We start from the raw sequence: 7,674 nt of genomic DNA on the forward strand, positions 1-7,674 counted from the left end.
ATTTTATCATTTCTATATCTTCAGGACTAAATGTCCTACCTGAAAATGTTCTATTAGTATTGTTCATGACTTGATTACCTACCTCCCCCAAGTCTACTATACAATACTAATCTTGTACGTGTCCAACTCGGTTTTGCGAAAATATTTTTTTGCTACTCTCTATAACTCTTGTTTTCTCTTTCTTTTAAATTCGTGCTTCATCTCTGCAAAAGGGGTGGGGGGTGGGCGCATTTTCAAATTTTGAAGAAACTACACCCAATGCAAAACTCCAATTTTTTATATTATTTGCGCAAGGTCTATTTCTCCATCAAATACTTTCACGGCAGGACCTGTCATATAAACGTGGTTGTCTTTTTCATTCCATTCAATAACCAGGTCCCCGCCCAATAACTTCACTGTAGCTTTTCTTTCACTCACACCATTAAGTACCGAAGCTACCAATACTGCAGAAGCACCTGTACCGCAAGCCATAGTCTCCCCTGCTCCTCTTTCCCATACTCTCATTTTAAGGGTGTTTCTGTCAATAACCTGTACAAATTCGGCATTTATTCTTTTGGGGAATAGGGAATGTGTTTCCATTTTAGGTCCTACTTTTTCAAGAGGGAAACTCATAACATCATCCACATATGTTACTGCATGCGGATTTCCCATGGAAACACATGTTACTTTATATGTTTGCCCGTCAATTTCGACAGGCTGGGAAATAAATCTATCTTTACTGCTTTTAACCGGGATATCCTCAGGATTAAGTATGGGTTCTCCCATATCAACCTTCACTAATGCAACCTTGTTATTTTCTACTGTCATATCAAGTACTTTAACGCCTGCAAGAGTCTCCACGCTTACTGTAGTTTTTTCGGTAAAACCGTTGTCATATACATATTTACCCACACATCTTATGGCATTGCCGCACATCTCTGCTTCAGACCCGTCAGAATTAAACATTCTCATTCTAAAGTCAGCTATTTTTGAAGGCATTATAAGTACAAGGCCGTCGGAACCAATTCCAAAATGCCTGTCACTTACGAATTGAGCTACTTTCGATATGTTCTCAATCAACTTATCCGGGCACTCATTTATACAATTTACATATATATAATCGTTACCCAGTCCATGCATTTTCGTAAATTTTATCACTAAATCTTCAACCCCCCGATATAATTTTTACTACATCCACAATAAAGTTCTATTCATCAACTGTTAATCTCCTCCAGTGGCTTTACATTAGGGCATTTAAGCTCAGTTACAGTCTTTACCGGTTTTGCCCACATAACAGCATTCTTAATTACCTTCAAAATTTCCTGGTTATAATATGTAGGATAAGTTTCATGCCCAGGCTGGAAATAGAATACTTTCCCATATCCACGATGGTAACAACACCCGCTTCTAAATACCTCTCCCCCTTGGAACCATCCTATAAAAACAAGAGTATCCGGAGCAGGGATATCAAACCTTTCTCCATACATTTCCTCGTGGGGAAGCTCAATATATTCTCCTATCCCCTCTGCTATCGGGTGTCCCGGTTCAACCACCCATAACCTTTCTTTTTCCCCAATTTCCCGCCATTTCAAAGTACAACTTGTACCCATAAGTTTAACAAATATTTTTGAGAGATGGGCTGAATGAAGAGCTATTAGCCCCATTCCACAGAGGACACGTTTGTAAATTTTTTCCACGATTTCATCTTTTACTTCTTTATGAGCCATATGTCCCCACCAAATTAAAACATCGGTATTATTTAGCACATCGTCAGAAAGCCCATGTTCAGGCTCATCTAAAGTTGCAGTCCTTACCTCAAAATCATCAAATTTGCCAAGATATGAAGCAATAGCTCCATGTATTCCCTCCGGATAAATTTTGGCTATCTCTTCACTTCTCTTTTCATGCCTGTATTCATTCCATATGGTTACTCTAGTTTTCACAATATCACCCTCCTTGGTATCTTCGTTTATTAATCAATCATCAAAACAATTATAACACAAGTTTTGTAACCGATTACATCGTCTATTTTACATGATAAAAAACAAAAACTCAATACTTTAAACCGGTAAACTTATTTAAATTTGCTGAACATCTCTTTCAACCTTCTTTCAGATTTTAACACTTTTTTAATTATTTATCATCATAAAAAATATATAATTATATTAATAAATATCTAGCAACATCCTTTAATATTTATTTATGGAAGTGAAAACACGTGTACCGGGAAAAATACAGCCTGATTTACAAGGTAAAAAAAGGAGATATAGAAGCATTTGAAAGGCTTGCTGCAAAATACTATAAGATGGTATATACTTTAGCATTTAATGAGGTAGGTAATGAGCATGGAGCAAAGCATTTAGCCTATGAGGTGTTTATAAATGTATATGAAAAAACCGGGAGTATAGATAATGAATATTCCTTTATACAGTTACTTTTTAAGTCAATAAAGGAAATTTGCATAAATAAAGACAAGATTTTACCGGATTAAAACTGCTAATAGCGAAAATTTTTATAATGTAGTAAAATAATTAAGTAGTCTCCGAAACATCGATAAATATAACTAAAGCTGTAATATGAAAAATAGGGTTAACGGGCAGGTATGGTGAGGTAATGAATACGGAAGGGATAAAAGTCCTTATTGTTGAAGATGAGGAATATATAAGAAAATTTATAAATATTAATCTTAAAAGAAACGGATTTGCAGTTTTGGAATCCGGAACAGGGGAAAAAGCCCTTGAAATGGTCGAAAAGTTCAAGCCCGAGATAGTTATCCTGGATATAATGCTTCCCGGGATGGACGGTTTTGAAGTATGCCGTAAAATTAGGCATAACATGCCGGAAGTAATTATAATAATGTTAACAGCAAGGGGACAAGATTTAGATAAAATAACAGGACTTGAGCTGGGTGCAGATGACTATATGGTAAAGCCATTCAACCCTCTTGAGCTCATAGCAAGAATAAAATCTATTTTACGGAGGACCGAAAACAACTTTAACAATATCAAAAACAATAATTTAGACCGGATTATCTTTAAAAATCTAGTATTAGACAATAAATCCCAACGTTTCTTTAAGGATGAAGTTGAAATTGAGCTTACTCCTACGGAGTTTTCTATTGTAAAAATGTTTTTGTTGAATCCGGGAAAAGCTCTAAGCAGAGATGAGTTATTAAACTTCGTCTGGGGACGGAATTACTTTGGAGACTTGAAAACTGTAGATGTCTACATAAGGAGAATAAGAGAAAAAATAGAGGATAATCCTTCAAAACCTAAGTTTATTGAAACAGTCTGGGGCATAGGATACAGGTGGCAGGCAGATTAACTTAGAATTTGGGTAAGACTTTAGGGGGTTGCTATGAAAAGTGCTCGTACCAGAATAGCAATAAACTTCATATTTATTATAATTGTTACTGTAATAATTCTCGAAGTGTTAATTATTGGTATTATAAAACACAATTACAATAAAAACCTTGAAGAAAACCTGATAAGCCAGATTAAAACATCTGCAGACCTTTATAGCAGTTATTTTTCCGACGCTTCCCTTTACGATAATGTGTTAAATAATGTAGATACTTTCTGGAAACAGGTACCTGCCCAAGTAGAGATAATTGACACAAATGGTAAAGTATTAATGGATTCTATTGGTGTAATACCTGCCGATAATTCCAAAATGCCTGATGTCAAAGCGGCTCTTAAAGGAAAATTGGGGAAATGGACAGGTAAAACAGATTACAGTAAGGAAATGGTAATGGCAGTATCCTATCCATTAAAATCCCAGGGAAAAATTGTTGGGGTTTTAAGGTTTATTTCATCTTTAAGGGAAGTGAAAAAAGCTGTCGGAAAAGTAGCAAGTGTTCTTATATTTATAGGTATGGTGGTAGTTTTAATATCCGGCTTTATTAGTTTACTCCTTGCCGACACAATCGTGGGGCCCCTGGAAGAAATTACTGCTGAAGCAGAAAAAATGGCTGAAGGCAATTTTAAAATACGTTGTAAAAAAAGATACAATGATGAAGTTGGCAAGCTTTCCGATACTTTAAATTATATGGCACAAGTAATACAGGAAAAGGACCGGCTAAAAAATGAATTTATTTGTTCTGTTTCTCATGAACTCAGGACACCATTAACATCAATAAAAGGCTGGGCGGTTACCTTAAAAAATATTGGTCTTGAAGACAAAGATATTTTAATAGATGGTCTTGAAATTATTGAAAAAGAGAGCGAGAGGCTTACATCAATGGTGGAAGAACTTCTTGATTTTTCAAGGTTTGTATCCGGCAACATATCAATAAAAAAGGAAAAGGTGGATATTAGTAAAGTTATGTATCATATTGAAAAACAACTGGTTCCGAGGGCACAAAGAGAAAATATCGGGTTTAGTGTTTTTTGTGAAAATAAAATATCACATATAATTGGTGATGAAAACAGGCTTAAACAGATATTTATAAATGTTTTGGATAATTCCTTCAAGTTTACTCCACCGGGCGGTCAGATAGTTTTTACTGCAGTTAAGGAAGGCAACAATGTACGCTTTTCTATAAAAGATACAGGTTGCGGAATTTCGCCTGAAGAACTCCCAAGGGTGAAGGAAAAGTTTTTTAAAGGTAAAAACAGTAAATCTAAAAATGGAATAGGGCTTTCTATATGTGATGAAATTATCAAGCTTTTAAATGGTACCTTCGAAATTAAAAGCGAAGTAAATAGAGGTACCGAAGCTATTATTATACTACCGGTAGGTGAAGTTGGTTATGCTGATGAAAAAATTTAATTTAAACGTCTTTTTGACTTGTGCCGTTATTTGCCTGGTTACTTTTATTACTATACCCTTAACCGGTTGTACAACACAATTAATGGATACAGGCAGTAAGATTGTAGTACCGGAAATCAAAGCCGTCCCGTTACAGGGCAAATGGGAAATTGAAAATATTTTGTCCTATAGTGATACCTTTCAGGAAGGAGACCCATTTGGGGAATGGATTGGTAAAATTGTCGAATTGGGAAAAAACAGCCTTCTTATAGGTGAAAACTATTGGGAAGATGTTAACTACAGAGTAAGAAGAGTAAATGCAGAGGAATATTTTCTCTTTAGGCTTGGAGGGTACCAAGAAAAACTTGGTTTGGAAGACGAGGAGATATATGTAGTAACCGCCTCTTCCCAGGAGAAATTTTTATACGAGTTTATAGATATAAATAAAGACCGGGCCATTGTAAATATTGAAGACCAATACTTTTTTATGAAAAAACTCTCTGATCAAATAAGCGATATATCTGACATACCGGTAGAAAAAAAATTAAGCAGTAGAGCAGGGGGGCTTTATGAACAAGGAAAAGGAAGTACATCAGGAATATTACTAGGACTGCGTACACCAATAAAATCAGACATATCAGATAAAAAAGAAGGATGGAGCGCTGGAAATAATTTACCGAAATTTAGATACAGGACATTGTGGATTGCGTTGAAAGATTATAAACTGCAGCCTGTATTGGAAGCAGAAGAAATTTTTCTCCCCAGAATAAGCGGTTTTTGGAAAGTGGGAGTAAAAGAAAAAACTGATGGTGAAAAAACTGAAGAAGTTTTATATGCATACAGTATTACTGAAGATGAAAGCAGAAGAACCTCGGCATCAAAAGAATGGAACTATTTTTGGAATGACAAAGAAGGAATTTTAAGACGCACAATAGTTTATGCAGGTAATGACTATGTTTCCATAGAGCTGTTGGGAAAAGGAGTGCTAAAAGAAAACAACAATGATGTTATTGATATTAGCGCCAATATAAGTGCAATGGATATAAAAAATGGGATAAGTGCAAAAGATAGTGAAAATAACGGCGGTAAATGGGAAATAAATATGCTGCAGACTTTGCCTGTTGATAATATTGAAAGTTTTAAAGGTATAAAGTTATCCGATATTTGCGGAGAAAATGGAGTGTTGGCAATGAAAAATGCCATTGAAAAACTGGTTAGTTCTTCAGGTGTGCAAAGTTTTTCCGACATCGATGAAAAAAAGCAGGAAGAAAACTTTGCATTATTTAGAAAAACCGGGCACTGGTTTTTTAAAGGAAGAGTAAACTTCGAAAATAATAGCATAACTTCTTACCAGGATTACTATATTAACCTTATTCCTCCTTTGAGGATGGTTGCCTATGATAATTTACACCTGCCCTGGACATATATTAAAGATAGAATACCTCAAACAGTAGATGCATATACATCTCCAAACAACGATTTTGCAATAATATTAACGAGGGATTCACTTTTAATTTATGCCATAACTGAAGGCAAGTTGTCCGGCATGCCCTTAGGGAAAATAAAACTTGATGCAGGTGATACAATTGTAATGGCAGAATGGGCTACAGGAGATTATGTAAAAAAATGGGAAAAGTCTTTTATTACGAATAATAACGCCAAGAACGTGGAAGTAGAAAAATATAAGTAAGAAAAAAGTATTGTTATTTTGTTACTAAAAATGGATATAATAAATATTATGAAGGAGGTATTCATAATGAAAAAAAAGCTTATTATTGAAGGAATGTCATGCCGACACTGTGCAAATCATGTGACCGAAGCATTAGAAGAAATACCTGGAGTAGAGTCGGTAACGGTAGATCTGGAGGATATGTCGGCTGAAGTTGAATTAAGCCGTGATATTAGTGAAGAAGAATTCAGGTTTGCCATAGATGATGCAGGATATGAGCTTATAGATCTAATCTAAAAGGTTAAGAGCAGAAGAACAATTAGGCACATTTTATTTTTATGAAAGTCTTAAGATCCTGTAAATTCACTTCGGGGCAAATCAAACTGGCAAATCAAACTCGCAAAATAAAAAATAATTTGAATAGAATTTAATAATATTTCAATTTAATTATTTTGCTCATACGGTTGATTTGCTTATCCCTCGTCGGATTAACAGGCTCTATAAGACTTTCCGCAATGTTACTTCCAGCATTTTCTTCAAAATTCTATAATTTTAAATATATCCTCTATGTTATTATCTCTTTGCTGCTCGACGTATTCCTTAATCATCTCATCTGTTACTGTTCCAACTGTCCTGCAGAAATATCCTGTTGACCATAAATGCTGTCCCAAGTATCTCTTCCGTAATTCGGGAAATTCTTCCTGCAACATCTTTGAGCTCCTCTCTGTATTATTCATCCGTCAGCTGGAGCCCAGGCAGCATCTCAAGATTTTCATAAGCTTTTCTCCTTTTCCCATAAGCTCTTGCATCAAACAATCCGGATATTTGTACTGCCTGAATAATCTCGCTTTTAAAGGCTGAATGCCGTGAGTATTTACTTCTATATTTCTCGATTAAGTCCATACCCTTATTCTTTTCCCCTCTGTTCGCTAAAGTCTCTGCCATCGCAACCAGTAGTCCGGCTGCTTTATGATAGCTTCCCCGATGCTGGTTGCTGACAATTGCATCTACCCGGTCTCCTATTTCCTTTATACACCAGTTCAGGTAAAACTCCTCTTGCTCTTTGGTTAGCTTTATGGACTCTTTTATAAAATCAATAACCTTCCGGTACTTTTCAATATATTCCTGGCTTGCATTATAGCTTGTTTTTCTAATAGCATCCTCCCACTGTTTATAAAAAACTTTTAAATGTACTGCTTCCTTCGATAAAACCGCCATCATAAAAGTGACGAATAATGGCTTGGGATTCTCACTGGAACTCCATCCAAGGGGACCTT

9 protein-coding genes are annotated in these 7,674 nt (G+C 35.5%); 5 read left to right on the top strand and 4 right to left on the bottom strand.

Annotated elements, in window-relative coordinates; translation table 11 throughout:
* Positions 1-276: 276 nt before the first annotated feature.
* Entirely contained in the window at positions 277-1,134 is an 858-nt protein-coding gene (locus HPY74_18665) for a diaminopimelate epimerase (protein ID NSW92640.1), read from the bottom strand.
* 59 nt (positions 1,135-1,193) lie between these two features.
* Positions 1,194-1,925 carry a ThuA domain-containing protein gene (locus HPY74_18670; protein NSW92641.1) on the bottom strand — a complete coding sequence of 244 codons (732 nt, stop codon included), beginning with the start codon at positions 1,923-1,925 and terminating at the stop codon, positions 1,194-1,196.
* Between the two features lie 272 nt (positions 1,926-2,197).
* Here HPY74_18670 and HPY74_18675 point away from each other — a divergent pair, with 272 nt between their 5' ends.
* The 5 genes from HPY74_18675 (at position 2,198) to HPY74_18695 (ending at position 6,694) form a co-directional block, all read left to right on the top strand.
* Positions 2,198-2,470, top strand: a complete 273-nt coding sequence (locus HPY74_18675; protein ID NSW92642.1) for a hypothetical protein — start codon at positions 2,198-2,200, stop codon at positions 2,468-2,470.
* Positions 2,471-2,592: 122 nt separating this feature from the next.
* The gene (locus tag HPY74_18680) at positions 2,593-3,303 is read left to right on the top strand and encodes a response regulator transcription factor (protein NSW92643.1); all 711 of its coding nucleotides are present in this window, start codon (positions 2,593-2,595) and stop codon (positions 3,301-3,303) included.
* A gap of 33 nt (positions 3,304-3,336) precedes the next feature.
* Positions 3,337-4,749 (top strand): HAMP domain-containing protein, encoded by a 1,413-nt coding sequence (locus tag HPY74_18685; GenBank protein ID NSW92644.1) that lies wholly within the window; start codon positions 3,337-3,339, stop codon positions 4,747-4,749.
* A complete protein-coding gene (locus HPY74_18690; GenBank protein NSW92645.1) occupies positions 4,730-6,418 on the top strand; it encodes a hypothetical protein in 1,689 nt (562 codons plus the stop codon). Before HPY74_18685 ends, HPY74_18690 begins: the two co-directional genes overlap by 20 nt.
* 66 nt (positions 6,419-6,484) lie before the next feature.
* Positions 6,485-6,694, top strand: coding sequence for a heavy-metal-associated domain-containing protein (locus HPY74_18695; protein ID NSW92646.1), 210 nt, complete (start codon positions 6,485-6,487; stop codon positions 6,692-6,694).
* Between the two features lie 239 nt (positions 6,695-6,933).
* Here the strand turns inward: HPY74_18695 and HPY74_18700 are convergent, their stop codons facing one another.
* Together HPY74_18700 and HPY74_18705 are read right to left on the bottom strand one after the other, a co-directional pair.
* Positions 6,934-7,107 carry a transposase gene (locus tag HPY74_18700; protein NSW92647.1) on the bottom strand — a complete coding sequence of 58 codons (174 nt, stop codon included), beginning with the start codon at positions 7,105-7,107 and terminating at the stop codon, positions 6,934-6,936.
* Positions 7,108-7,126: 19 nt separating this feature from the next.
* A partial coding sequence (locus tag HPY74_18705) for a hypothetical protein (protein NSW92648.1) occupies positions 7,127-7,674 on the bottom strand: 548 nt, incomplete at its 5' end.

The organism is Bacillota bacterium (genome assembly GCA_013314855.1).
Lineage (GTDB): Bacteria > Bacillota > Clostridia > Acetivibrionales > DUMC01 > Ch48.

Excerpts from the sequence above, each read along its gene's own strand:
- HPY74_18680 (NSW92643.1), top strand. The coding sequence starts at position 2,593 with ATGAATACGGAAGGGATAAAAGTCCTTATTGTTGAAGATGAGGAATAT.
- HPY74_18685 (NSW92644.1), top strand. The coding sequence starts at position 3,337 with ATGAAAAGTGCTCGTACCAGAATAGCAATAAACTTCATATTTATTATA.
- HPY74_18690 (NSW92645.1), top strand. The coding sequence starts at position 4,730 with ATGCTGATGAAAAAATTTAATTTAAACGTCTTTTTGACTTGTGCCGTT.
- HPY74_18695 (NSW92646.1), top strand. The coding sequence starts at position 6,485 with ATGAAAAAAAAGCTTATTATTGAAGGAATGTCATGCCGACACTGTGCA.
- HPY74_18700 (NSW92647.1), bottom strand. The coding sequence starts at position 7,107 with ATGTTGCAGGAAGAATTTCCCGAATTACGGAAGAGATACTTGGGACAG.